22 protein-coding genes and 1 pseudogene are annotated in these 24,394 nt (G+C 71.6%); 9 read left to right on the top strand and 14 right to left on the bottom strand.

The genetic code is table 11. From position 1 onward, the window contains the following. On the bottom strand, positions 1-1,446 hold the full coding sequence (locus GEV43_RS22710) for a 4-hydroxyphenylacetate 3-hydroxylase family protein (protein WP_160822408.1): 1,446 nt from the start codon (positions 1,444-1,446) through the stop codon (positions 1-3). Positions 1,447-1,562: 116 nt separating this feature from the next. On the opposite strand from GEV43_RS22710, the gene GEV43_RS22705 reads away from it, so the two are divergent. Continuing rightward, a complete protein-coding gene (locus tag GEV43_RS22705) occupies positions 1,563-2,717 on the top strand; it encodes a CdaR family transcriptional regulator (RefSeq protein ID WP_160822407.1) in 1,155 nt (384 codons plus the stop codon). A 142-nt stretch (positions 2,718-2,859) separates the two neighbouring features. On the opposite strand, the gene GEV43_RS22700 is transcribed toward GEV43_RS22705, so the two are convergent. Both GEV43_RS22700 and GEV43_RS22695 read right to left on the bottom strand, forming a co-directional pair. Then, entirely contained in the window at positions 2,860-4,080 is a 1,221-nt protein-coding gene (locus GEV43_RS22700; RefSeq protein ID WP_160822406.1) for a hypothetical protein, read from the bottom strand. Positions 4,081-4,115: 35 nt separating this feature from the next. Further along, positions 4,116-5,204: a gluconolaconase gene (locus tag GEV43_RS22695; RefSeq protein WP_160822405.1), complete on the bottom strand. Its 1,089-nt coding sequence runs from the start codon at positions 5,202-5,204 to the stop codon at positions 4,116-4,118. A gap of 827 nt (positions 5,205-6,031) precedes the next feature. Here GEV43_RS22695 and GEV43_RS22690 point away from each other — a divergent pair. Continuing rightward, positions 6,032-6,727, top strand: coding sequence for a class I SAM-dependent methyltransferase (locus GEV43_RS22690; protein ID WP_160822404.1), 696 nt, complete (start codon positions 6,032-6,034; stop codon positions 6,725-6,727). Positions 6,728-6,809: 82 nt separating this feature from the next. Here GEV43_RS22690 and GEV43_RS22685 read toward each other — a convergent pair whose 3' ends face one another. Next, a complete protein-coding gene (locus GEV43_RS22685; RefSeq protein WP_206681235.1) occupies positions 6,810-7,334 on the bottom strand; it encodes a TetR/AcrR family transcriptional regulator in 525 nt (174 codons plus the stop codon). Positions 7,335-7,548: 214 nt separating this feature from the next. On the opposite strand from GEV43_RS22685, the gene GEV43_RS22680 reads away from it, so the two are divergent. Beyond that, positions 7,549-7,911 (top strand): ester cyclase, encoded by a 363-nt coding sequence (locus GEV43_RS22680; protein ID WP_160822402.1) that lies wholly within the window; start codon positions 7,549-7,551, stop codon positions 7,909-7,911. An 80-nt stretch (positions 7,912-7,991) separates the two neighbouring features. On the opposite strand, the gene GEV43_RS22675 is transcribed toward GEV43_RS22680, so the two are convergent. Both GEV43_RS22675 and GEV43_RS22670 read right to left on the bottom strand, forming a co-directional pair. Continuing rightward, positions 7,992-8,984, bottom strand: a complete 993-nt coding sequence (locus GEV43_RS22675) for a sensor histidine kinase (protein ID WP_160822401.1) — start codon at positions 8,982-8,984, stop codon at positions 7,992-7,994. Next, on the bottom strand, positions 8,981-9,298 hold the full coding sequence (locus tag GEV43_RS22670) for an STAS domain-containing protein (protein WP_160822400.1): 318 nt from the start codon (positions 9,296-9,298) through the stop codon (positions 8,981-8,983). The genes GEV43_RS22675 and GEV43_RS22670 overlap by 4 nt, the downstream gene beginning before the upstream one ends. Positions 9,299-9,554: 256 nt before the next feature. Between GEV43_RS22670 and GEV43_RS22665 the strand changes: the two genes are divergently transcribed. The 4 genes from GEV43_RS22665 to GEV43_RS22650 all read left to right on the top strand — a co-directional run bounded on the left by GEV43_RS22665 (position 9,555) and on the right by GEV43_RS22650 (position 12,569). Then, positions 9,555-9,725, top strand: coding sequence for a hydrophobic protein (locus GEV43_RS22665; RefSeq protein WP_160822399.1), 171 nt, complete (start codon positions 9,555-9,557; stop codon positions 9,723-9,725). A gap of 314 nt (positions 9,726-10,039) precedes the next feature. Then, on the top strand, positions 10,040-11,563 hold the full coding sequence (locus tag GEV43_RS22660; RefSeq protein ID WP_160822398.1) for a PP2C family protein-serine/threonine phosphatase: 1,524 nt from the start codon (positions 10,040-10,042) through the stop codon (positions 11,561-11,563). Continuing rightward, entirely contained in the window at positions 11,560-11,967 is a 408-nt protein-coding gene (locus GEV43_RS22655; RefSeq protein ID WP_160822397.1) for an STAS domain-containing protein, read from the top strand. The genes GEV43_RS22660 and GEV43_RS22655 overlap by 4 nt, the downstream gene beginning before the upstream one ends. 227 nt (positions 11,968-12,194) lie before the next feature. Further along, entirely contained in the window at positions 12,195-12,569 is a 375-nt protein-coding gene (locus tag GEV43_RS22650; RefSeq protein ID WP_160822396.1) for an STAS domain-containing protein, read from the top strand. 203 nt (positions 12,570-12,772) lie between these two features. On the opposite strand, the gene GEV43_RS22645 is transcribed toward GEV43_RS22650, so the two are convergent. Beyond that, the gene (locus GEV43_RS22645; protein ID WP_160822395.1) at positions 12,773-13,411 is read right to left on the bottom strand and encodes a hypothetical protein; all 639 of its coding nucleotides are present in this window, start codon (positions 13,409-13,411) and stop codon (positions 12,773-12,775) included. A gap of 102 nt (positions 13,412-13,513) precedes the next feature. Beyond that, the gene (locus tag GEV43_RS22640; protein ID WP_160822394.1) at positions 13,514-13,699 is read right to left on the bottom strand and encodes a hypothetical protein; all 186 of its coding nucleotides are present in this window, start codon (positions 13,697-13,699) and stop codon (positions 13,514-13,516) included. A 413-nt stretch (positions 13,700-14,112) separates the two neighbouring features. Between GEV43_RS22640 and GEV43_RS55030 the strand changes: the two genes are divergently transcribed. Beyond that, complete coding sequence (locus GEV43_RS55030; RefSeq protein WP_206681234.1) at positions 14,113-15,531, top strand: lysyl oxidase family protein; 1,419 nt, start codon at positions 14,113-14,115, stop codon at positions 15,529-15,531. A gap of 95 nt (positions 15,532-15,626) precedes the next feature. Here GEV43_RS55030 and GEV43_RS22630 read toward each other — a convergent pair whose 3' ends face one another. Next, on the bottom strand, positions 15,627-17,126 hold the full coding sequence (locus GEV43_RS22630; RefSeq protein WP_160822392.1) for an FAD-dependent monooxygenase: 1,500 nt from the start codon (positions 17,124-17,126) through the stop codon (positions 15,627-15,629). A 3-nt stretch (positions 17,127-17,129) separates the two neighbouring features. Further along, positions 17,130-18,092, bottom strand: coding sequence for an MBL fold metallo-hydrolase (locus tag GEV43_RS22625; RefSeq protein ID WP_160822391.1), 963 nt, complete (start codon positions 18,090-18,092; stop codon positions 17,130-17,132). 102 nt (positions 18,093-18,194) lie between these two features. On the opposite strand from GEV43_RS22625, the gene GEV43_RS22620 reads away from it, so the two are divergent. Beyond that, positions 18,195-18,728, top strand: coding sequence for a MarR family winged helix-turn-helix transcriptional regulator (locus GEV43_RS22620; protein ID WP_160822390.1), 534 nt, complete (start codon positions 18,195-18,197; stop codon positions 18,726-18,728). A 35-nt stretch (positions 18,729-18,763) separates the two neighbouring features. Here the strand turns inward: GEV43_RS22620 and GEV43_RS22615 are convergent, their stop codons facing one another. From GEV43_RS22615 to GEV43_RS50800, 4 genes and pseudogenes are all read right to left on the bottom strand, one after another. Beyond that, entirely contained in the window at positions 18,764-20,404 is a 1,641-nt protein-coding gene (locus GEV43_RS22615) for an L-lactate permease (protein WP_160822389.1), read from the bottom strand. A gap of 128 nt (positions 20,405-20,532) precedes the next feature. Beyond that, entirely contained in the window at positions 20,533-22,593 is a 2,061-nt protein-coding gene (locus tag GEV43_RS22610) for a xanthine dehydrogenase family protein molybdopterin-binding subunit (protein ID WP_309239778.1), read from the bottom strand. Then, on the bottom strand, positions 22,590-23,618 hold the full coding sequence (locus GEV43_RS22605; protein ID WP_160822388.1) for a xanthine dehydrogenase family protein subunit M: 1,029 nt from the start codon (positions 23,616-23,618) through the stop codon (positions 22,590-22,592). Before GEV43_RS22605 ends, GEV43_RS22610 begins: the two co-directional genes overlap by 4 nt. A 101-nt stretch (positions 23,619-23,719) precedes the next feature. Then, a pseudogene (locus GEV43_RS50800) lies at positions 23,720-24,223 on the bottom strand (2Fe-2S iron-sulfur cluster-binding protein); the annotation flags it as partial. Positions 24,224-24,394 lie beyond the last annotated feature (171 nt).

Raw genomic sequence — 24,394 nt, 5'->3', positions numbered from 1 at the left:
TCAGAGCGGCTTGGCGATCAGCTCGCGGAGGCGGTTCTCGACCTCGGACCGGTCGTAGCGCTTGTAGAGGCGGATCCGGCCCGCCGCCAGGTCGCCGCGGTGCAGGTACTCGTACAGCTCCTGCCGCTGCCCGAACCCGTCGCACACCAGGTCCCACGCGACCCGGAACAGCCGCGACTTCTCGGCGACGCCGATGTCCTTGCCGCGCATGTACGTGTCGAGGAGCGGGCGCAGCTCGGGGCTCGCGAGGTCGGCCTCGCTCGGCTGCATGAGGATCCCGGACGCGCCGATCCGCCGGACGATCTCCGCGACCCGCGACGAGATCTGCGCCGACCAGTAGCCGAGCCCGTAGCTGTCGCCCGGCGCGTACAGCCCGCCCGGCGTCCCGTACCCGTCGCGCTCCGCCCCGGTGATCGCCAGCCGCGCCGTCTCGGCGTAGCTGACCAGCTCGCCGAGGTCCTCCTGGATGCCGCGGAACCCGTCCACGCCGATGCTCTCGGCGACCATCGACCCGACCGCCGCGAACGTGCGCAGCCGCTCGTGGAACCGGATGTGCGTGCTCTGGTTGCTCCACGCGTTGATCCGCGACAGCCCCTTGAGGGCGAGCAGCCCGTCCCCGAGCAGGAACACCCGCTCCCACGGCACCTCGACGTCGTCGAAGAACAGCATCGCGTCCTGCTCGTCGAACCGCCCGGCGAACGGGTGCGAGTGCCCGTGCCCCGGGTCGCTCAGCGGCTCGCGGCACAGGATCCGCAGGCCCGGCGCGTTCATCGGCAGCGCGAACCACACCACGAACTCCTCGGCGCCCCGCTGCGCCGACACCCCGTTCAGGTAGACGAGCACCTCGTGCGCGAACGGCGCGAGCGTCGCGAGCTGCTTCGCGCCCCGCAGCACCACGCCGTTGTCGGTCTCCTTCACCACCCGCAGCGCGAGGTCGGGGTCGTCCAGCGGCGACGCGCTCCGGTCGATCTGCGGGTCGCCGAGCGCGTGCGTCAGCGCGAGGTCGTTCTCCGCGGCCCAGCGGTGGTACGCCGCCGCGTGGTCGCCGAACCCCTCGCGGCTCGCGTTCAGCTCGTTCCGGAAGTCGTGCAGGCCCACCGCGACGTTCGCCATGAAGTCGGGGGCGCGGCCGAGCTGCCCGAAGCTGGCCCGCATCCACGACCGCGTGTTGTCGTACTTGCGGCGCAGGTCGTCCTCGTTCTTCGGCAGGTGGTACGACCAGCTCACCCGGTTGCCGGTGTCCGACACGTACGTCAGCTCGTCGCGCAGCTCCGGGTCGTGCTGCCGGTCGTACAGCCGGGCGAACTCCTCGACCGTCCCGCGGAACGCCGGGTGCGCCGCGACGTTCCCGACCCGCTCCCCGGCGAGCCAGATCTCGCGCCCGTCGTCCAGGCTGTCGCGGAACCGCTCCCCCGTCATCGCCCCGACCGCGTCGGCGATCTGCATGCGCCCCTCCCTCTGTGGTCCGTCCGCCCGACCGTAGGACGGCGGGGGCCTCCCGGGCGTCCGGCACCGTGCGCTAACCTGCGGGCCCGGATTCAGACACCGTGTCGGAAGGCGCCATGGAACCGCAGGATCTCGTCGAGTCGCTCGCGGCCCGCCTGGGCAGGGCGGTCGTGCTGTACGACGCGTCCCTCAACCTCGTCGCGTTCAGCGCGCAGGACGGCGAGACCGACGAGCCGCGCCGCACGATCGTCCTCGCCCGCAACGCCAGCGCCGCCGCCCGCGCCCTGATCCGCGAGTCGGGCGCGAGCCGCGCGTCCGCGCCGGTCCGGATCCCCCCGTACGAGCCGACCGGCGCCCGGGGCCGCGTCGTCTACGCCGTCCGCCACCGCGGCCACCCGCACGGCTACCTCACCTACATCGACGACGCCCCCGCCGAGACCCCCGTCCCGCCCGCCGACGCCGCCGCCCTCGACGCCGTCCACGACGACCTCGGCCGCGCCCTCGCCCGCCGCCTCCTCCGCGAACGCCGCGCCCGCACCCGCGCCGGCCGCCTCCTCGACGAACTGCTGTCCGACGAGCCGTCCCGCCACCAGGCCGCCGAGGCCCTCCTGGACGAGTCCCTGATCGCCGCCGCCCCGCCGTACGTCGTCGCCGTCGTCCGCCCCGGCCTGGACCACCGCCCCCGCGCGTCCGAGGTCCGCCTCGCGATCGAGGAGTCGCTGAACGACCTGACCGCGTTCTCCCCCCGCCCGTTCCCCTGGACGATGCGCGGCGACCACGGCGTCCTGGTCGTCCCCCACGACGCCCCGACCGCCCTCGACCGCCTCGCCGCCTCGCTCCAGGGCATGGTCGTCGGAGCGAGCGCCCCCCACCCGACCCTCCACGAGACCCGCGACGGCTACCGCGAGGCGCTGACCTCAGCCGAAACGGCCCGCCGCACCCGCGAAACGCCCCTCGTCCACTGGGCCGACACAGGCGTGAACCGCCTCCTCGTCCGCCTCCCCCTGGACCGCCTGACCCGCGCGGACCTCCCCCAAGCCGTCCAGACCCTCCTGGAGGCGGGCAACGGCCTCCCCGAAACCCTGGAGTCGTACCTCGACCACGCCTGCGACGCCCAGGCGACCGCCCGCACCCTCACCATCCACCGCAGCACCCTCTACTACCGCCTGGGCCGCATCAAATCCCTGACCGGCGCCGACCTGACCAACGGCACCCAACGCCTAGAACTCCACCTGGCCCTAAAGGTCGCCACCCTGGCCACCCTCTACTGAGCGCCCCCAACGGCGAACCGCACGGGGCGCCAGTCCAACGCGCTCGGCGCCCATCAGCCTTTTGATGGGGTGACGCCGGCGTTCAGGGCGTCGAGCTGGGTGGCCAGGAACCGGCGAGCGGTGGAGGGGCGGACGTCCAGCGCTAGGACCGCTGGGGCGTCGCCTCGGCCTTGGGCAGCACGTGGGAGATCCGCCACAGCTGGCCTTCCTGGTTGCAGACGTAGATGTGGCCGTTGCGGGCGTCCAGCGCGACGCCGTTGGGCTTGCCGAGGCCGGTGGCCACCGCATGGTACGCGCCGTCGGCCAGGTCGACCTTGTACAGGCGCCCGCGTTTCTGGTCGGCGACGTAGGCGTTGCCCGCGCCGTCCAGCTCTACGCGGACCGTGTACGCCCCGGGGATGTTGGCCACCAGGCGGGGCTTGCCGCGGTGCTCGCCGGTCAGGGCGACCTCGTACAGGTTCTCGCCGTCGTACTGGCCGAGGTACGCCTTGTCGTGCCCGTCCAGCGCCACCCCAGAGGCGTTGACCACCGGGTCTTGAGTGACCCGCACTCCGGCGGGGGGCGGCTGGGGCGGTTGTTCCGGCAGGTCGATCTCGTACAGGTGATCGCCCCACCCGTCGGCGACGTAGGCCTTGCGCGGCCCGTCCATGGCGACGCCATACTGGCCGTCCACCACGGCGACGGCGGTCGGGTCGCCGTGGGGCAGGGGCACCTTCAGCAGTTTGTCGCCGTCCCAGTCGGCGACGTAGACCGCCGTGCCCGTACCGTCCAGCGCCACATCGTTGGGGGTGAGGCCCAGGGCGCCGGCGACCACGCGCTTGGCGCCGGAGGCGAGGTCCACCTCCCACAGCCGTTTGCCGGTCCGGTCGGCGACGTAGGCCCTGTTGCGCGAGGGGTCCACCGCGAGGCCTTCCGCCTGGCCCAACTCGTCGGCTATCACCAGGCTGCCCTTGCTCCGTTCGTAAGCCTCTTTCAACCTCTTCTGCTCTTCGTCGCCCATGCTCGGCAGGTCTTCGTCGCTGATCTTCACCTGCACCTTCTCCAACGCCTTGTCCCTGGCCGACGATGCCATGTCGGATGTCGACTGAGGATTCTGGGAAACCTCTTTCTGGGCGGCGGACACGTCACTGAACTTCTGGAGGAGGGGGCCGAGGAAACCTATGACGTCGAGCGCCCCGTGCGCCGTCTGGCGCACCAGCCACGGGTCGCGTTCGCGCTCCATGTCGCGCACGTTCTTCGGGACGTCCTTGGCGCCGGGAGCTTTCTGGTCGGCCCCGGGCGTGCCTTCCTTGAGCGCGTCAGCGGACTTCTTGGCGGAATCGGCCCCTTGTCCGCCGCTGTCGAAGATGTTTCCGAAAGACATGAACTTCCCTCCTGGTCCTTGCGGTGGGCGTGGCGTCATTCCTGGTGAGACTGCTCCTTCTGGGGACGCTCCTTACTCTCCGGGAAATCCAGTTTCTCGGGTTGGAAGACCCGGTGCTCCCCGGTGCGGACGGCGACCATCTCGGCGATCCCCTTCTGCATGAATCGCTTGCCTTCGTCGGCCAGGTCGAAGTTGCCGTTGTCCTTGGAACGCTCGCCGAGTTTCCATGCGATCACGTGCGAGTATTCCGGCTCCTTGTCCTGCGGGGTGTCGTCCGGAATTCTCACCGGCTGGTCGTAGTACAAGGCGACCCACCCGCCGAAGGTGATGGGGATCTGGTAGTCGAACGTCCGCACCTGACGTCGCGTCGTGGCCAGCACGTCGACCCGGCTGCTGATCTCCACACTGACCGAGGACTGGTGCTTCCACGCGGTGGTCAGCGAACCGCTGATGGAACCGGTGATCCCCAGCATCAGGTCTCCCCACAGCTCTCCCGTGCCCGTGGCGGAACCCGTGGCCGTTGTCGTACTCGTCATCTCCGTCTGGGACTCCGAGTCGCCGCCCAAGCGGTCCTTGCTGCTGAGCTGGGTACTTTTCTGATGCTGCTTCATCGCCATGCTCTTCGCCAACTGCTGCTGGAGCGCCGTGCTGGTCCTCGCCCCGAACGTCAGCTTCACCTCACCCGCCAGCGACCAGCTGATGGTGTTCGAGATCTCGAATTCGACGGTGTCGGTCACGGTGACTTTGATGGGGTCGGTTCCGTTGATGTACGTCTGCTTGGAGATCAGGTCGGGAGGGGGCTGCTCGATGTCGCTGCGCTCTTCGATGAGTGGTACACCCACATTCAGGTAGGCGTACCATCCGCGCTCGTGTGCCGTCTGCTCTCTTGCGGGAACCCGCCCGTACCACTTCTCGTTCAAAGAGAATCCGACAGGGCAGATCTCCTCTTTTCCGTCCTTGGGGGTCCTCTTCAGCACACCCCTTTCCTCGTTCCGCCGCAGGATGGCCCCGGCCTTGGCGTCGAGTTCGAGCTCCTGCTGGTTCTGCGTGGTCAGCGGGTGACGCATGAACACGTCGCCGATATATGCGGTGCCCACCGTGTTCTCTGTGCTGTTTCCGGCCATGACCTACAGAGCCTCCTTGTGCCGCGAAGCCGAATGATTCGCCGGGTGTGCCAAGGGCGTGTTCGAGAAGTCGATCTAGTTCAGTGCGCCCGCGTGACGCCACGGGCCGCGCCGGAGGACGAAGGAATCACCCGCCGCCATCCCCGACGGCTCGTACACCCTGATCCGCCGGTTCATTGCAGAACCTCTTTCCGCGTGCGAGCGAGGTGGTCGTTCCGCCTCACCGCGAGCCGACTCCTACCCTGTGCGACCGACCTACTGCTTACCGTCACGACAGGGTGCCTTCTCGGCCGCAGGACCCCCGGATCGCCTTGACGTGATCGCGGCACAAGCCAGCCCCCTGTCACGGCCCCGCCACCCCACCCGCACCGCTACCCCGATGCGACCTCGGCACCGCAACGGGTCGGCGCCGAAACGAAGACTCCCTCGGCGCGGGCCTCACCTGCGAACGGTGGTGGGTGCGGCTGTGCCGTTCAGCCCGCTGACGGTTTCCAGCAGGCCGTCGGCGGCCCGATCCAGCCCGCACGGCGACGCCACCGACGCCTGCTGCGAGTGGCGGTTACCCCGCATGGAGTTGGCCCCGCCGGTCAGAGTGTCGTCGCGGTGATGACATCGGCCCTAGAGGCGTTTGCGAATCCCGACTATGAGGTGCTGCCGGCGGAGCTCGATCGGACGTAAAGGGACAGGGTGCGTCCGGAATTGGGGGGTGGAGGTCCACCACATGAATCCGCCGATAGCTGACTCCTCGGGTTACGGTCACATCGAAGTTAGGGTCGAAGGCCAGACATCTCCGAAGGGTCGACGAACTGTCACGGAGGAGTGGGGCGATGGCGCCGACTGCGGCATACGACGAGATCGCGGACTGGTACGAACAGCAATTCCTCGGGGCAGCCGGGGCCCGGGACGGTGACCCCCTCGGTCTCGACGGTGTCCTGCGCGGCCTCCTCGGCGAGGGCAGCGGGACCTGCTTGGAGATCGGGTGCGGCACCGGCGTCCACGCCGCCCGGGTCCGCGAACTGGGATGGACTCCCATCGGCGTCGACCTGTCCGCCGGAATGCTGCGGCACGCCCGCGGCCGCCTTCCCGTCGCACAGGCCGACGCCGGGCGACTGCCGGTCCGGGACGACTCGCTGCCCGCGGTCATCGCGATGATGGTCCATACCGACATGCCCGCCTACCCGCAGGTGCTACGCGAGGCGGCCAGAGTCCTGCGCCCTGGAGGGACGTTCGTGCACGTCGGCGTCCACCCCTGCTTCTGCGGCGGATTCGCCGACCGCGGCGACCCCGACGCAGTGGTGATCCGTCCCGGCTACCTCGACGGCCACTGGACCAAGGCGTCCTGGACCGACCAAGGCGTGCGCGCCAAAGTCGGCGCCACACACCGTCCGCTCCCCGAACTACTGCACGCCTTCTTGGACGCTGGGCTGACACCAGAACGGTTCTCCGAAAGCGGCGAACCAACCCCCGCCGTATTCGCCATCAGGACGCGCAAGAGCGTCGAGCCTTCTTCATCTTCGTTTTGAGCTGATCAGACGCAGGCAGAGGATGGCTCGGACCAGGCCAGGTGGTGCGGATGGATGAACAGCGGATAGGCCGCGGTTGCGGCTAGCGGGGCTGGGGGCGCAGTCCGTCGAGGATGAGCTGGGCGATGTGTGCTGAGCGTTCGCGGCTGGTCTCCGCGTCGGCGTGGCGGATCGCTGCGAAGGCGCCGGCGACGAGTGCCATCACCTCGTCGACCGTGAGGTCGTGGCGTACGACGCCGGCCGAGTGGGCCCGATCGAGCAGGCCCGCGACCTGGTGCGTGAGGTCTGCCGCGACGTCCGGAGCGGCGCTGCGCAGGTCGAACTCGGCGGCCGTGAGCGCGCTCTTGACCGTTGCGTTCTCCGCGCCGGACGCCATCATCCGCGCCAGCAGTGTGAACAGGGCAGCCGGATCGTCGGTGCCGGTGAGCGCCTCCCCCTCCGCCACCAGGTGCCTGAGCTGATCGATCGCGACGGCGAGGTAGAGCGCTTGCTTGGTGGGGAAGTGTCGGTGGACGGTCCCGGGGCCGACACCCGCCCGGCGGGCGATCTCGTCGAGCGAGACGTCAAGGCCCTGCGCCGCGAACAGTCGCTGCGCGGTCCGCAGCACTCGCTCACGGTTGCGGCGTGCGTCGGCCCGCAGCTCCCGGCCACTCCGGAGGGCTGCTGGGGTCTTCGCTGGATTGCGATCAGGCGGTCGGTCGGACATCTCGCCTCTAGCTTAACCGGGGTGGCGCCCCGTATGCTGGCGCGGAAACGGGGCGGCGCACCGCTTATCGTCTCGCGTCGTTCACCACGCCCAGCAGCCGAAGGGGATCGTGCCGATGACCACACGCGAGGAGGCGAACACTTTGGTGCGGCGGATGCACGAGTGCTTCAACACCCGGCAGTTCGACCAGGCCGCCGATCTGTTCACCCCCGGTTTCCTCAACCATCCGCTCGGCGCCATCGGGTTCGAAGCGGGCAAGGAGGCCTGGCGAACGATCGTCGCCCAGTTTCCGGACATGCGTGTTGTGGCCGACGACGTTCTTGTTGACGGCGACAAGGTCGCCGTCCGCTCGTCCGTCGAGGGGATCGCCGGCCTGGACGGCGACGTGCGTCCCATGCTGATCGAGATCTTCCGCATCGACGGCGGACGGTTCGCGGAGACGTGGGGTGTCAGCGAGGGCCCGGACCCGCGTCTGTGAGTCCCCCCTCTACTGCCGTCGCGCGGACGACGACAGCGACGGGCCCGGCCCTTGAACAGCCGCCTGCCCCTGGATCTGGATCACAGAACGAAGTAGATGCGGATGGTGGTGCCGTCCGGGGTGGTGTGGACGCGGACGAGGTCGGCCAGGTGGTTGATCAGCAGCAGGCCCCGCCCGCCCGGGGTGGCGGGGTCGACGGGGCGGCGGCCGGCGAGGGGATCGGTGATGTGGCCGCGGTCGCGGACGTCGCAGACGATGAAGCCTTCGTCGTTCCACAGGCGCAGGGTGCCGGTGCCGCCGCCGTGGACGATGGAGTTGGTGATCAGCTCGGTGACGGCCAGCTCGAGGTCCAGGACCCGGTCCTGCGGTAGTCCGGCGGTGGTGGCGTGCTGGACGGCCAGGGAGCGGGGCCGGCCGAGGGTGTCGCGGTCGAAGGTCACGACGCTGGCGCGGTCGGGTTCGGGCAGCGGGAGATTGTAGGTGTCCACGACCGCGTCGGGCGCGTACCGGTCGCTGGGTCGCCCGCCCTCGCCCGTGCCGCCGCCCGCGTCGGTGTCGATGAGAACGGGGTGGGTGCGGGCGGCGTCGGCCAGGACCTGCTCGGGCAGGCCGTCGGCGTCGTAGGGGCACAGGATCGACACCATTCGGCCGGTGAAGGCGTTGTTGATCAGCGCTTCGTGCTGGGCGCAGGCGGGGTACTCGCTGCCGGAGCGGCCCGGCCAGATCGGTTCGCCGATGATCCGGACCCGGCGGCGGGGGTGGCGGTCGGCGAACGCGCGCAGGACGCCGGGGATGATGCGGCCGGGGTTGCGGCCGGCGCGGGCCATGTCCAGCAGCCGCACCTGCTCCAGGTCGGCGCCCAGTTCACGGTCCAGGGCCGTGCGCAGCAGTTCCAGACGGGACGCGGGGACCGCGACGGCCACCGGCTCGCCGGCGCGCACGCCTTCGCGGACGAACGGCACGGTGCCGGCCAGGTACTGGCTCTCTCCCCGGTAGAACAGCGCCGGATGCCAGAACGGCTCGGTGGAGGCGCCGCCGGTCCGGCCCGTTCGGGTGTGGTCGGAAGCGGTCATGATGAGGACACCTCGATCCCCGCGGTACCCGGCCAGAGTACTTCCAGGATCCGGGTCAGCGCGCGCGGCGGATCGTGCAGGACCACCCGGCCCTCAGGGGCCAGGCGTTGCGCCACCGCCGCGACGGCCGCGGCGCCTCCGGCGTCCACACTGGTGAGCTCGGCCAACTCCAGATGCACCACAGGCGGGTCGGACGGTGTGGAGGGCAGTTCGGCGAGGGTGCCTTCCCACGCGGTCCGGTTGGTGATGTTCACCTCGCCGACCGCTCGCACGCCGACCAGTTCGGTCAGCGGCTGCAACTGCAACCCACCCATCGGGACCCCCTCTCGGCCACTGCGCGGTGCAGCGGACGGCAGCCCGGTGACGGCGCCTGCGGTCCCCGATCCTAACCCCGGCCGCACATGATGATCGGTCCGTCGCGGCAGCGCGCACGGACCGGCCGCCCGCCCATCGGCCGCGCGCGGCCGCCGCCGTGGTGCCGCAGAGCGTTCGACCCGCGGTGACGTGGGCCCGCGCGGCGGCGGGCATGAACAGGTAAAGGCAGGGTAGAGGCGGGCTGGAGGTGCACACATGGTTCCCTTGCTGCTGGTTCTGCTGCTGATCGTGATCTTGATCGGGGCCGGGTTCGCTCTCAAGCTCCTCTGGTGGATCGCGATCGCGGTCCTGGTCCTGTGGGCGCTGGGCTTCGTCTTCCGGACCGCCGAGGGCGGGGGCCGCCGTCGCCGCTGGTACCGGTGGTGACCGGCCGAAACGATCCCGCCCGGTGACGGGCCCGGCCTCCGTGAACCGTCCCGCCGGGCTCGTGGTCCCCATGGCTGTTTGAACGGCTTCCCTCAGGCAACCGTGGAGGGACGGACGCGCCGGCGTTGACGAAGACAAGGTACGTCCGGCGCATCCGGGACGGTCGGGGGAGCCAGCCGGCGGCGGCGCCGACGGCCGAACGGTGCGGGGAGCCGCGCAGGGAGGCGGGAAGATGGCCGGGAAGACGCTGGCGGCCGGCGGCGGGTCCGTGCTGCCGCTTCATGGAACCGCGCGCGGCGCGTGCCACCAAGGACATGGCCCGGAGAGAGGCGGCCCGAGTGGAGGCGGCCCGGGTAGAGGCGGTGCGCCGCTACGACATCCTCGACACTCCGCCTGACGGGGCGTTCGACCGAGTGGCGGCGATGGCGGCCCGCTGGTTCGACACGCCGATGGCCACGGTGGCGATCGTGGACACCGACCGGATCTGGTTCAAGGCCGTTCACGGCCTCGCAGGCGTCGCCCAGATCGGCCGCGACCCCGGGCTGTGCGCCTCAGCGATCCTGAACGACGAGCCTCTGGTCGTTCCCGACGCCTTGACCGATCCCCTCGCCCGCGCCAACCCCCTGGTGACCGGGGACATGAAGATACGGTTCTATGCCGCCGCGCCGATCATCACCGCCGACGGCCACCGGCTGGGCACCGTCAACGTGCTGGACACCCGGCCCCGGACCATCACCGCCGCCGACACCGCGATGCTGCGCGACCTGGCCGCGATGGTCGCCGACCAACTGGAGCTGCGGCTGTCGGCGCTGAGCAGGCTGCGCACCGAACGCCGGCTGCGCGCCCAGGCCGAACGCGACAAGGCCGACCTGGAGGAGTTCGCCGGCACCCTACAGCGCACCCTGCTGCCCCCTGCCCTGCCGCGCATCCCCGGGATGGGGCTGGCCAGCCACTACCGGACCGCCTCGACCCGCGAGGTCGGCGGCGACTTCTACGACGTGTTCGCGCTCGGCGCCGACCGGTGGGCGTTCTTCCTCGGCGACGTGTGCGGCAAGGGCGCCGCGGCCGCCGCGGTCACCTCCCTGATCCGCTACACCCTGCGCGCCGCCGCCCTGCACGACCCCGACCCCGCCGCCGTGCTCGCCGAACTCAACACCGCGCTGCTGCTGGACCCCGCCCACGGCGGCCGGTTCTGCACCGCGGTCTTCGGCACCATCACCCCCGCCCCGACCGGCGGGTTCACCGTCCACCTGGGCACCGGCGGCCACCCCACCGTCATGGTCCTGCGCGCCCCCGCCCACTCCGGCCCCGTTCACGACGGCGCGGGAACCGGCGGCACGGGAAACGGCGGCACGGGAAACGGCGGCGCGGCCGACAACGGCGAGAGGCTTCGGGCGGAGCCGGCGCGGATCACCGGCGGGATGCTGGTCGGCGCGCTGGAGGAAGCCACCTTCGCCGACACCCGCCTCGTCCTGGACCCCGGAGACGGACTGCTGCTGTACACCGACGGCCTCATCGAAGCCGACACCGACGGCACCGGCGCCATGCTCGGCGAAGCCGGCCTCGTCGAGTTGCTGAACCGGCCGCCCCTCCCCCCGCCGGCCCTGCGCACCGGGCCCGAGAACACCGCGTTCCCCCACCCGGCGACCCAACTGGTGGACCGCCTCACCGCCGTACTGGACGGCTTCGCCTCCAACGACGACGACGTCGCCCTGCTGGCGATGACCGCGCTCAACGCCCCGCACGCCTGCCCCGACGGCGGCGGGACCGGCGCCAGGGCGTCCACCGGTCACGCCGCCGCCCCACCGGCCACCCAGCCCAGAGAGCCGTCACTGTGAGCCACGCCCACGACCTCCGGATCAGCATGGCCCGCACGCTGGACGGCATCGCCGTGCTGGCCGTCGAAGGCGAACTCAACCTCACCACCAGCACCCGGCTCAGCGACACCGCCCTGACCGTCGCAGGAGACCAGCACCCCCACCTGATCCTGGACCTGTCCCGAGTACCGTTCTGCGACTCCAGCGGCCTGAACGCCCTGATCGTCCTCTACCGGCGGCTCAAGGCCGGCCACGGCTCGCTCACCCTGGCCGCCGTCCCCGACCGCCTCACCCGCCTGCTCACCCACACCGGCGTCAACCGCCTCATCCCCACCCACCCCACCACCGACTCCGCCCTTACCACTCACCCCCATGCCACCAGCGGCACCGACAGCCACACCAATGCTTCCCGCCACTCACTATGAGGTCCCGGCGCGCGAGCGCCCGGCAGGCCCCTGGCCGGACAAAGCGTGCAGGATGGCGGTCGCGGTGATTCCGCCGCCCTAGGTGACCAGGCATTCCTCGGCTGTCCTCGCTCGGCCACGGACCGGACAAGCCCAGATGCGGCAGGGCACAATGAACCCTGGCGACCGAACGCCCGACGCAGGTCCGCGTACCGGCGGGCTGCACCGACCAGGACCCAGGGTGATCGATGATGGTGACGGCGGCCGGCACCCCGGCCAGTGGCGCGGACTTCGATCTCAGCCGGCAGGACGGCTGGATCGTGGTGAGCGTCGGCGGAGAGCTCAACCTCCATACCTCCCCCGGCCTGGACGACCACCTCGCGCAGGCCGGTCGATCGCCGGCGTCACCGCCGCAAGTGGCGATCGACCTGTCCCGGCTGCGGTTCTGTGACTCCTCGGGCATCAACGCGCTGGTGCGAGCCCACAAGCGCATCAGCGCCGCCGACGGACGGCTGGTCCTGCTGCGGCCCGCCCCGCGGATCGCCGACCTCCTCGACCGGATGGGCCTGACCCGGCACCTGGACGTCCGTGGCGCCCTGCCCGTCCAGGCCGCCCCGGCCTGACAGAACCGGCATGCCCGCCCCAGCTGATGGCCCCCGACCGGCAACCGGCCTCACGTTCACCGCATCCCGGGACAGGTGGTGCCGCCTGCGGAGTATCCGCGACACTGGACGAGGAGATCTCGGGGGACGATTTGGACGCCCTTTCCGATGAGTTCGCGGAGAATGGGCGGTGCCTCGCTTTGATTCAGTGCTTGGCTACGCCTTTACGGCTGGAGGTCTGGGCGGTCTGGGACGCCCAAGCCTTCGTGGGGCAGCCATAGGCGCAGGGCCAGTAGGTACAGGGCGAAGACAATGACCGGGGCCAGGCCCGCGGCCAATCGCGAACGACGCATCATCCAGAACGAGGCCCACGTCACGGGGGATGCCAAAAGGGCCGACACGACTCCGAGTACGTGGAGGGTACGGCCCACTCGATGCAGGCACGCGAAAGTTCCGGCCCCGCCGGATCCTCCGCAGATGTCTCCCGGGACATTGGCGAAAAGGTTGAACGGCACGTTGAACATGTACAGCCCGAGGGTGACCACCCCGCCGAAGAACCAGGCGGCCAGGGTCAGCATCAAGCCCGCCACCTGGACCCCGTTCTCCCTGGAGCCGTCGTCCTGCCAACGGGCGGATTCCTTCACGACAACGGCCACCAGCGCGCCGATCAGTGCCACGACGGCCAGCGTTCCCAGGGCCCAGGCCAACGACGACACATGGAATGGCCGTTCGTCGTCGGGCATAGAGGACGGCCAGCTCGACAAGGTCATGAAGAACAGGAAGACAAGCGCCGCCCACGCTGTGCCGATAACGGCGACCGCGAACAGCGATCGCCTGCTCGTCAGCCCACCATGGGTCTCCATACGGCCAGACCTTATCCACGGTTCCGCGCTCCCGCCGTTGGGCCACGTGGAAGCCGTGTTCGCGGGTGTCGGGGTACGGCTCGCGCGGCCAGGGGCGTCGCCTCAGCGCTTCCGGGACAGGGCCGCGCCGAGGGCGGTGACGAGCAGTCCGGCGGCGCCGATGCCGAGGCCGGCGAGGGGCTGGTGGCCCTGCGACCATTTCATCAGCTCGATGTTCTCACCGCCGGTGTAGTGGTACACCGCCGAGAGGAACCCGATGGCGGCGGCGATGATCCCGATCGTCCGCATGGCGCACTCCCTTCGCTAGGCGTAGATCTCGATCCTTCGCCACGCGGGGAGCCGGCACCTCGTCGGCGATGAGGTTCTTTCGGTCCCCCGAAGGATGTACGCACCGTCCCCAGCGAGGTGGAGGCGGGCGTCGAACTCCTCTCCGGCGTGCGGGTCGCGCCGAGTTATTGTCACGAAATCCGGACATTTGAAGGGCGTGTTCCTCGAACGCCGGGCCCGTTTCGATGGTCGTATACATCACACGATCGCCGGTCGGACGTCTCGCGCTCAACGCGGGGGCGGGATCCGGCTTCGTCCCCGCGAACTGTTCCCCCCTGTCCGCGCGCAGGCGCGGACGACGAAGATGGAGGACCGTCATCAGCAGTAGACGTTCTGGCCCCGGTCGTCCGATCCGTATCGCCGCCGCGACCGCCGTGGTACTCGCCGCGGGCGGGTTCCAGGCGGCCCAGGCCGCACCGGCGAAGGCCGGTCTCCAATTGCTCGCCGCCTCCGCCAAAGTGACCGTGACCAAGTACGGGGAAAGCCCCGAGGCGATGCTCGACCTCGGGGTCTACCTCAGCGCGACCGGCGCGCCGTTCGAGGTGCGGGCGCAGCGCAAGTCGTACAACGACCCGATCACCGCGAACCAGCTCATCCGCCATTCCGGCGGTACGCGCACCAAAGCGCTGCCGAAGGGCCTGCTGAAGGATTTCACCGGGTTCCCCAAGTTCCTGCACGTGTCGCTGACCGACGCCAAGGGAAAGAAGGTCCTGGACCGCGTCCAGGACGTGTGCCCCTCCGCCGAGTCGGCCCGGGTCGCCCCCGGGGCGCCGGCCAAGTCCCCGTATCCGGTCGGCTGCTCGGGCAACCCGTGGACGCTCGGCTCGGTGTGGGGCATCCAGAAGGGCTGGGCGACCGACGCCACCGGGGACGAGCAGGCCAACGCCCCGGTGAGGCTGGCCGACGGCGCGTACACCGCGACCGTGAGCGTGACCAAGGCGTACCGGGATCTGTTCGGCATCCCGGGCACACCGAAGAAGATCGCGGTGACCGTCCGCACCATGGACGACGGGCACGGCGCCAGGCCGAAGGCCGCGCCCTCCCCGGCCCCGCTCAAGGCCGGCGCGAAGCCCGCCGGCAACGGCGCGGTGCCGAAGGGCCCCAAACCCGACCTGCGGGCCCTGCCGGCCTGGGAGATCGGCATCGATCACGGCGAGGAGGGCGGCGCCGCCCCCAAGCGCGACTACATGGCGTTCAGCGCCAATGTGTGGAACGCGGGCCCGTCGCCGCTCGTCGTGGACGGCTTCCGGGTGAAGCAGGACCTGATGGACGCCTACCAGTACTTCTTCGACGGCAACGGCCGCCAGATCGGCTACGCCAAGACCGGCGGAATGGAATGGGATCCGCGGGACGGGCACGAGCACTGGCATTTCAAGGACTTCGCCAGCTACCGGCTCCTGGGCGCGGACAAGAAGGAGATCGTACGGAGCCAGAAGGAGGCGTTCTGCCTGGCCAACACCGACGCGATCAACCAGTTGGTCAAGAACGCCAACTGGAAGCCGGACAACACCGACCTGCACACCGCGTGCGGTGACCTGTCGTCGCTGTCCGTCCGCGAAGTGCTCGACGTCGGTTCCGGGGACACCTACGTGCAGTCGCTGCCGGGGCAGTCGTTCGACGTGACCGCACTGGCGAACGGCACGTACTACATCCAGGTGATCGCCAACCCGGCGCACCGGCTGTTCGAGGGCGACCTCAACAACAACATCTCGCTGCGCAAGGTCGTCCTCGGAGGCAAACCCGGCCACCGCACCGTGAAGGCGGCGCCGGTCGGCAAGGTCAACGCCCCCTGACCGACCGCGCCACCGTACGACACGCCAGAGGCGGGAATTGCGCCGAGGCGATGGAACGCGGCGGGCCGGGGCGGGGGCCTCGGCCCGCCGCGCGTTCAAGAGTGGATTGCGGAGATGTGGGCGTCGGGACGGATTATCCAGGTCTCGTTTTCGCGGATGGACAGGGTTTTGGCTAGGAGGCCGTGTTCGTCTATGTCTTTCAATTCCAGGTGGCGGACGGGGCCGCCGAACGGAGGTTTCGCTGGGGGTTTCGCGCCGGGGCCCATCAGGTAGAGGTAGCCGTCGCGGGCCAGCGAGCGGAAATGGCGGCCGCCCGCGACCGGGACGTCCGGGACGAGCACGCCCGGCCCCGGGGGCGGTACGTGGCCGCGCGGGGGGCGGCCCGCGAACGGGCGGGTCGGGTCGGGGGTGGTGAGGGGGGACGACACGTACCAGAACGGCTCGGACAGGCGGCCCGAGTCGACCAGGGCGTGCGCCGACGGGTCGCCGAGGGCGCGGGTGAGGACCGCGACGCGGTGGGCGTGGCGGGTCTCGTCTTGGGGGACGAGGAAGTCCATCGTCGCGGTGGTGACCTCCAGGTTCTCGACGGCGGCGGCGTGGCGTTCGAGGTGGTAGGTCTCCAGGAGGTCCTCGCCGGCCCAGCCGTTGAGGACGTAGGCGAGCTTCCACGCGGCGTTCTCCGCGTCGGCGACGCCCGAGTTGAGGCCGCGCGCGCCGAACGGCGACACCAGGTGGGCGCAGTCGCCGGCGAGCAGGACGCGGCCCACGCGCATGCGGTTCACGGCGCGGGAGTGGAAGCGGTAGACCGAGTTCCACACGATCTCGTACGGGCGGTCGCCGATGATGGCGCGGACGCGGGCGTCGAGCGCGCCCGAGGACGTCTCGGCGGCCAGGTCGTAGTCGCCGGGCACCTGCCAGTCGATCCGGAACGTCGAGCCGGGGCAGGGGTGGATCAGCACCTGGCGGCCCGGGTTCCACTCGGGGTCGAAGTGGAAGCGCCGCTCGTTCGTCCAGCCGGGCAGGTCCGCGCGGATGTCGCAGATCAGGAAGCGGTCGTCGAACGAGTGGCCGTCGAACGTCACGCCGAGCGCGGCCCTGAGCGCGTCGCCGCGGGCGCCCGCGCACACGACCGCGTACGCGGCGCGGATCGCGGCGCCGCCCTCGACGGTCACGGTGACGCCGGAGCCGTCCTGGGCGATGCCGGTGACGTGGTGGTTCCAGCGGACGTCGATGAGGGGTTCGGCGGCGATGCGCTCGTCGAGGATCTCCTCCGTCCGCGCCTGGGAGATGTTGACGAACGGCGGGAACGGGGAGCTCCCCCCGTCCTGGAGGGCGTAGGAGAACAGCTCCTCGCCCTGGTAGAACGTGCGGGCGGTCGTCCAGGTGACGCCCTCGGCGGCGATGCGCGCTCCGGCGCCGACCGCCTCCCACACGTCCAGCACGTCGCGCTGCTGGCAGATCGCCTTGGACCCGACCGGGTCGCGGTGGGGGCGCGCGTCCAGCAGGACGGCGGGCACGCCCCAGCGGGCCAGCAGCAGTGCGGTGGTCTGGCCGACGGGCCCGTTCCCGACGACCACCACGCTCGGCTCGGTCATCCTCTAGTCCTGGAGCTGGGCCCAGACCTCGCGGTCGCGTTCGGCCGTCCAGATGACGGGCCGCTCGACCCCGTTCAGCTCGTCCCAGAGGCGGGCCACGTCGAACGGCAGGCAGTGCTCGAAGATCGGCCACTTGCCGTACCGCTCGTAGAGGGCGGCGTGGGTGCGCTGGAACGCCTCCTTCAGCGTGCCGCCGCTCGCCTGGACGGTGCCGACCTCGCGGATCATCACCTCCAGGAAGTGGCGGGTCTGCGCGATCGCGGCGTCCACGCCGTCCCGGCCGCGGGCGACCGCGCCGCGCCCGCCGACGAGCGCCTCGGCGCCGAACGCGGCGAGGGTGTCGAGCGTGCCGGCCGCCCAGTCGCGGTGGAACGCGTCGCCGGTGTAGAGCGCGGCCTGCGCCTCGACGAGGTCGCCCGCGAACAGGATCCCGCGCTCGGGCAGCCAGGCGACGATGTCGCCCTCGGTGTGCCCGCGCCCGCAGTACTTCAGGACCAGGTCGCCGCGGTCGCCGCCGAGCGGGATCGTGAGCCGGTCGGAGAACGTGAGCGTCGGCCAGGTGAGCCCGGGGATGGAGTCGGGGTCCTTGAACAGCCGCGGCATCCGGCCGTACTCCGACTCCCAGTCCTGCCGGCCGCGCTCGGCGACCAGGGCCCGGGTGTTGTCGTGCGCGACGATCACCTCGGCGCCGAACGCGCTCGCGCCGAGGACCCGTACCGCGTGGTAGTGCGAGAGCACCAGGTAGCGGATCGGCTTGTCGGTGTGCTCGCGCAGCTTCGCGAGCCACTCGCGGGCGGCGACGGGGGTGGCGAGGGCCTCGAAGCAGACGAGGAAGTCCTCGCCCTCGATCGCGCCGACGTTGGGGTCGCCCTCGGCGGTGAGGGCGTAGACGCCGTCGGCGAGCACCTCCAGGGTCTGCTCCTTGTCGGTGAGGTCCGCCGAGGACGCGAACGCCTTGGCTGCCATGCCGCCTCCTTTAATCAAAGGTTTGATCATTTGTGGGTCACCGTAACGCGCCCCGCCGTTCCATGGGAAGACCTTCCCCGCGCCCCGTCTAGGCTTGCGCCCATGACCGCCGCCGGATCCGGGGAGCTCGACTACCTGTCGTTCGTCGACTTCGCGATCGAGCGCACCACCGCCGAGCTGCCGTCGGTCGACGCCGACGCGATGCGGCTCGGCCTCACGCTGCACCGCCTCGCGAGCGCGCTGGTGTACGACTGGGAGTCGACCGTGCACCGGCCGCGCGGCTGGAGCTGGGCCGGGTTCCGGGTGCTGTTCGTGCTCTGGCTCGCGGGCCCGCTGGAGGGCAAGCGCGTCGCCCAGCTCTCCGGCAACAGCCGCGCCGCCGTGTCCGCCGTCGTCAACACCCTCGAACGCGACGGCCTGGTCACCCGGCGGCAGGCCGTGCACGACCGCCGCGCCGTCCTGATCGAGCTGACCGGCGCCGGGCACGACGCGATCACCGGCGCCTACGAGGAGCACAACGCGCGCGAACGGGTCTGGGCCGACGCCCTCACCCGGGACGAGCGCCGTACCCTCACCGATCTGCTGGAGAAGCTCATGACCGGGCCCGCCGCCAACGAGGCCAAGCAGCGCTTCTGACGCCGAACGCGCCGTGCGCGCCTCGTTCCACCAGGTCAGGGCACCATCCACGCCAGGACGGCCGTGGACTGGAGGGCCGACAGCACGCACATCCCGGCCAGGAACACCAGGCTCCACGCGATGACCCGCCGGAAGATGTCGCCCTCGCGGCCGTCCAGGCCCACCGCGGCGGCGGCGATCGCGAGGTTCTGCGGCGAGACCATCTTGCCGAGCACGCCGCCGGAGCTGTTGCTCGCGGCCATCAGCACGGCGGGCAGGTCGGCCTTGTGGGCGGCGGTGATCTGGAGCGCGCCGAACAGGGAGTTGGACGAGGTGTCCGACCCGGTGACGGCGGTGCCGAGCCAGCCGAGGATCGGCGAGATCAGCGCGAACGAGCCGCCCGCGCCCGCCATCCACGTGCCGAGCGTGATCGTCTGCCCGGACGCGTTCATCACGAACGCCAGGGCCAGCACCGCCATCACGGTGAGGATCGCCCACCGGAGCTGCCGCAGCGTCGCGCCGTAGGCGCGCAGCGCGGCACCGGGCCCGACGCGCAGCGCCGCCATCGTGAGCGCCCCGGCCACCAGCATCTGCGTCCCGGGCGTCGTCAGGTAGTTGAACGTGAACGTCACCAGGCCGAGCGGCTTGCCGGACGCGCCGACGAGGTCGAGTCCCGGCCAGTCGAACGTGCGGGTCGCGCGGTCGAGCAGGTCCTTCACCGTGTCGATCTGGCAGACGACGAAGACGGCGATGATGATCCCGTACGGCGCGTACGCCCGGACGACCTCGCCCCGGCCCGCGCCGACGCCGCCCGCCGCGCGCGCCTCGAACTCCGGCGTCGGCTCGTCGGCCGCGCCGCCCGCGACGACGGCGGGACGGGCGCCGGCGGCGGGACGGAGCCGTACGAGCAGGACGATCGCGAGCGCCGACGCCAGCGCGGCGACGACGTCGGCGAGCGGCACGGACACGAAATTGGCCGTGGCGTACTGCGCGATCCCGAACGCGGCGCCGCACAGCGCGGCGGCGCCCCACGCCTCCCGCAGCCCGCGCCGCCCGTCCGCGATCACGACGAGCACCAGCGGGACGAACACCGCGAGGATCGGCGTCTGGCGGCCCACCATGGCGCCGAGCGTGTCGCTGTCGATGGCGGTGACCTTGCCCAGCGTGAGGATCGGGGTGGCCATCGCGCCGAACGCGACGGGCGCGGTGTTGGCGGTGAGCGCGAGCACCGCGGCCTTGAGCGGCTCGAACCCGAGCGCGATCAGCATGACGGAGGTGACCGCGACCGGCGTCCCGAACCCGGCGAGCGCCTCCATCAGCGCGCCGAACGAGAACGCGATCAGGATCGCCTGGATCCGCCGGTCGTCGCTGACCTGGGCGAACGAGCGGCGCAGCACGTCGAAGTGCCCCGTCCGGACGGTCAGGTTGTAGACCCAGATCGCGTTGATCACGATCCACAGGATGGGGAAGAAGCCGAACGCGGCCCCCTCCGTCCCGGCGAGCACGGCCTGCCCGACGGGCATCCCGTACGTCCAGACCGCGATCAGCAGCGCCGCGGCGAGCGCGATCAGGGACGCGAGCCAGGCGCGCATCCGCAGCCCGCCGAGCAGCGCGAACAGCACCAGGAGCGGCAGCGCGGCGACCAGGGAGCTCCAGCCGAGCGAGTCGGCGACGGGATCGAGGACCTGCTGGTACAAGGCGATCACCTCGGGGAGTCGGCTCGCCCCCGAGCACGTGGTCGATACCCGCCCCGCCCCCGCCGATCACCCCTTCCCGCGGAAGGATCAGATCTCGCGCGGAGGGTCCGCCGGGGCCGGGCCGGGCCTCACATTCCGGTGAGGATCTTGGCCGGGGTGATCGGCAGGTCGCGGACGCGCAGTCCGGTGGCGTGGTGGACGGCGTTCGCGACGGCCGCCGCCGCGCCGACGATGCCGATCTCGCCGATGCCCTTGGAGCCCATCGGGTTCAGGTGGGCGTCGCGCTCGTCCACCCAGAACGCCTCGATGTCGCGGACGTCGGCGCAGGCCGGGACGTGGTACTGCGCGAGGTCGTGGTTGAGGTAGTCGCCGAACTCCTCGTCCATGACGGTCTGCTCCATGAGGGCCATGCCGAGCCCCATCGTCATGCCGCCGATGAACTGCGACCGCGCGGTCGTCGGGTTGATGATCCGCCCGGCGGCGAACACCCCGAGCATCCGCGGGACGCGGACCTCGCCGGTGTCGACGTCCACCTCCACCTCGGCGAACTGCGCGCCGTACGCGTGCCTGGCGTACTTCTCCTGGGCCTTGACCTCGTCGGTCGTGTCGGCCGTCGCCTCCGCCGGGAGCCCGGCGTCGAGCTTCGGCAGCAGGGCCTCGCACGCCCGGACGACGGCCGAGCCCCACCCGGCGGTGCCGCTCGAACCGCCCGCCAGCGACGCGCGCGGCAGCGAGCTGTCGCCCAGCTCGACGGCGACCCGTTCGGGCTCGACCTTGAGGGTCTCGGCGGCGATCAGGGTGAGGGTGGTCCGGGCGCCGGTGCCGATGTCGGCGGCGGCGATCCGCACCGTGAACCGGCCGTCGGCGTCGGCGCGCACGTACGCCTGGTTGGGCGAGCGGTACGCCGGATAGGTGGACGAGGCGACGCCCGTCCCGTAGAGCTTGCGGCCCTCCCGCCGCACCGCGGGGCGGGGGTCGCGGTCGCCCCAGCCGAAGCGCTCCGCGCCCTCCCGCAGGCACGCGACGAGGTTCCGCGAGCTGAACGGCAGGCCGCTCTCGGGATCGGTCTCGGGCTCGTTGCGGATCCGCAGCTCGACGGGGTCGATCCCGGCGGCGTACGCCAGCTCGTCCATCGCCGACTCCAGCGCGTACATGCCGGGCGTCTCCCCCGGCGCGCGCATCCACGACGGCGTCGGGACGTTGAGCCGGGTCACGCGGTGCGCGGTCCGCCGGTTCGGCGCCTGGTACATCATCCGCGTCGGCGTCGCCGTCTGCTCCACGAACTCGCGGATCATCGACGTCTGCGACAGCGCCTCGTGGACGACCGTCGTCAGCCGCCCGGTGCCGTCCGCGCCGAGCCGCACGCGCTGGATCGACGGCGGCCGGTAGCCGGTGGCCGAGAACATCTGCTGCCGCGTGAACGCGAACTTCACCGGACGCCCGACCACTCCGGCGGCCATCGCCGCCAGGACGACGTTCGGACGCGGCGTGCCCTTGGACCCGAAGCCGCCGCCGACGTGCGGCGAGACGACCCGCACCCGCTCGGGCTCCAGCCCGAAGATCTCGGCGAGCGTGTCGCGCACGGTGGAGGAGCCCTGGTTGGAGTCGTAGAGCGTCAGGCCCCCGTCCTCCTCCCACACCGCCAGCGTGGCGTGCGGCTCCATCGCGTTGTTGTGCTCGGCGGGCGTGGTGTAGGTCGCCTCGACCTGGACGGCCGACGCGGGCAGCGCCTCCTCCGGGTCGCCCTTCACCGAGTCGGCCGGGAACGTCGGGTTCACCTTGTCGGGCTTGTAGATCCCCGGATGGCCCGGGTGGAGCCGTACGTCGGGGCCCTCGGCCGCGGGCGCGTACTCGATCCGGACGAACCGGGCCGCGTCCCGCGCCGTGTCCAGCGTCTCGGCGACCACGGCGGCGACGAGCTGCCCCCGGTACGACACCTCCCGCGACTGGAAGACCGCGAGCTCGGCGTCGGCCGCCTGCCGCAGCCGCGGCGCGTTCTCGCACGACACCACGGCGAGGACGCCGGGGATCGCGAGCGCCGCCTCGGCGTCCACCGCCGCGATCGTGCCGCGCCCGACGGTCGCCTGGACGGCCGACGCGTACACCGCGCCCTCCACCGGGTACTCGTACGCGTACCGGGCGCGCCCGGTGACCTTGTCGCGGCCCTCGACCCGTTCCAACGCCCTCACGACAGCCCTCCGTCCGACGGACCCGGCGCCCGGCCGTCGCCTCCGGCCCGCTCCCCGCTTCCCAGCTCGCTGAGCGTGCGCGCGATGAGGTTGGTGGCGAGCGGCACCTTGTACGCGTTGTCGCGCAGCGGTTCGGCGAGCTCCAGCTCCGCCTCCGCCGCGCGGATGTACGACTCCTCGTTCGCCGGGAGGCCGCGCAGGACCTCCTCGGCCCGCCGCGCCCGCCACGGCATGTGCGCGACGCCGCCGAGCGCGATCCGGCAGTCGCGGACCTCGCCGTCCGCGACGTCCAGCGCCGCCGCGACGGAGACCAGCGCGAACGCGAACGAGGCGCGCTCGCGGACCTTCCGGTACCGCGACGGCATCCCGACCGGCGGCACCTCGACCGCCGTGACGAGGTCGCCGGGCTCCAGCGTCGTGTCCCGCGACGGGTCGTCGCCGGGCAGCCGGTAGAAGTCCCCGAGCGGCACCGGCCGCTCGCCGCCCGACCGGCGGCGGACGCGCACGCGCGCGTCCAGCGCCGCGAGCGCGACGGCCATGTCGGACGGGTGGGTCGCGACGCACGCGGTCGAGTGCCCGAGGATCGCGAGGTTGTGGTGCTCGCCCTCGTACGCCGGGCAGCCGCTCCCGGGGGCGCGCTTGTTGCAGGGCTTGCCGGCGTTCTGGAAGTAGGGGCAGCGGGTGCGCTGGAGCAGGTTGCCGCCCACGGTCGCGAGGTTGCGGATCTGGCCGGAGGCGCCCGCGAGGACGGCCTCGGCGAGCACCGGGTGGCTCGCGCGGACGGACGGGTCGGCGGCCAGGTCGCTGTTGCGGACGGTCGCGCCGATCACCAGCCCGCCGTCGCCGCCGGTCTCGATCCGGTCCAGCGGCAGGTGCGCGACGTCGACCAGCCGGCCGGGCAGCTCGACGCCGAGCCGCATCAGGTCGACGAGGTTCGTCCCGCCGCCGAGGTAGCGGGCGTCGCCGTCGTGCAGCGCCAGCGCGTCGTCCGCCGTCCCGGCGCGCTCGTAGACGAACGGCCTCATCGGCGCCCCACCCCCTGGGCGTGCCCGATCGCCTCGGACCTGGCGTCGGACGCGGCGCTGGTCGCGCGGGCGGCGTCGGCCGCGGACTGCCGCTCCGCGCGTTCGGCGGTGTCGCGCAGCGCCGCGACGATGTTGACGTACGCGCCGCAGCGGCACAGGTTGCCGCTCATCCGCTCGCGGATCTCCGCGGCGTCCAGCATCGGCGTCGCGGCGGTGATGTCCGGCGTGACGGCGCTCGGCCACCCGGCCGCCGCCTCGTCCAGCACGGCGGTCGCCGAGCAGAGCTGGCCCGGGGTGCAGTAGCCGCACTGGAACGCGTCGTACTCGATGAACGCCTCCTGGAGCGGGCTGAGCCGGTCGCCGTCGGCGAGGCCCTCCACCGTCGTGATCCGCGCGCCGTCGTGGGCGACCGCCAGGGCGAGGCAGCCGTTGGCGCGCCGGCCGTCCAGCAGGATCGTGCAGGCGCCGCACTGGCCGTGGTCGCAGCCCTTCTTCGAGCCGGTCAGCCCGAGGTCCTCGCGCAGCACGTCCAGCAGGGACGCCCGCGTGTCCACCCCGATCCGGTGCTCGGTCCCGTTCACGACGAGCGTGATCACCGCCCGCACCGGCGGGCCGCCCGGGGGCGCGCCGCCGGGGGGTCGTCCTCCGCCTGGGGGTACGTCGCCGTCCGAATTGTTCGCGCTGTCCATGGTCGGGTCCTACCCAGGATCATCGACCTGAGTCAGCCGGTATTCCCCGTCCCGGGCAAAGCCGGGGCAAGGACGTCACCGCAGGTC

Origin of the sequence: Actinomadura sp. J1-007, assembly GCF_009793335.1 — a bacterium.
Taxonomy (GTDB): Bacteria; Actinomycetota; Actinomycetes; order Streptosporangiales; family Streptosporangiaceae; genus Spirillospora; species Spirillospora yumaensis.
Note: the sequence above shows the minus strand (reverse complement) of the source record. Positions and strands in the feature narration are given on the sequence as shown.